The organism is Ruegeria sp. CF5 (assembly GCF_056537325.1).
Genome location: NZ_JBQFRI010000031.1, coordinates 1 through 1,106, shown reverse-complemented (window position 1 = coordinate 1,106; position 1,106 = coordinate 1). Strand labels below are relative to the sequence as shown.

The window sequence follows — 1,106 nt, the reverse complement described above, 5'->3', positions numbered from 1 at the left end:
CCGTTTTCCATCGCGATCGGTGCGATCAGTTCAACTTCGAACGACACGTTGTCGCCGGGCATGACCATCTCGGTGCCAGCCGCCAGCGTCACGGTGCCGGTCACGTCAGTCGTACGGAAGTAGAACTGCGGACGGTAGTTCGCGAAGAACGGGGTGTGACGACCGCCTTCTTCCTTGGTCAGGATGTAGGCTTCGGCTTCGAACTTGGTGTGCGGTGTAACCGAACCCGGCTTACACAGAACCTGGCCACGCTCAACGCCGTCACGGTCGATGCCGCGCAGCAGGGCGCCGATGTTGTCGCCCGCTTCACCGCGGTCCAGCAGCTTGCGGAACATTTCAACGCCGGTGCAGGTGGTTTTCGAAGTGTCGCGGATGCCGACGATTTCGATCTCGTCGCCAACGTTGATCACGCCACGCTCGACACGACCGGTCACAACGGTACCACGGCCCGAGATCGAGAACACGTCTTCGATCGGCATCAGGAACGGCTGGTCAACAGCGCGCTCAGGGGTGTCGATGTAGTCATCAACAGCCGCCATCAGTTCCTTGATCTTCTCTTCGCCGATTTCCGGGTTGTTGCCTTCCATCGCCGCCAGAGCCGAACCTGCGATGATCGGAATATCGTCGCCGGGGTAGTCGTAGCTGGACAGCAGTTCGCGAACTTCCATCTCAACCAGTTCCAGCAGCTCTTCGTCGTCAACCTGGTCAACTTTGTTCAGGAACACGACCATCTTCGGGATGCCAACCTGGCGGCCCAGCAGGATGTGCTCGCGGGTCTGCGGCATCGGGCCGTCAGCAGCGTTCACAACCAGGATCGCGCCGTCCATCTGAGCGGCACCGGTGATCATGTTCTTGACGTAGTCAGCGTGGCCGGGGCAGTCGACGTGCGCGTAGTGGCGGTTGTCGGTCTCGTATTCCACGTGGGCGGTCGAGATGGTGATGCCGCGCGCTTTTTCTTCCGGCGCACCGTCAATCTGGTCATACGCCTTGAAGTCGCCGAAATACTTGGTGATTGCTGCGGTCAGCGTCGTTTTACCATGGTCAACGTGGCCAATCGTGCCGATGTTGACGTGCGGTTTTGTACGCTCAAACTTTTCCTTTGCCAT

Annotated in this window: 1 protein-coding gene; it reads right to left on the bottom strand. The window is 59.4% G+C overall.

From position 1 onward, the window contains the following. On the bottom strand, positions 1-1,106 hold a 1,106-nt coding region (gene tuf / locus ACR0NW_RS23975; protein ID WP_480453313.1), incomplete at both ends, for an elongation factor Tu.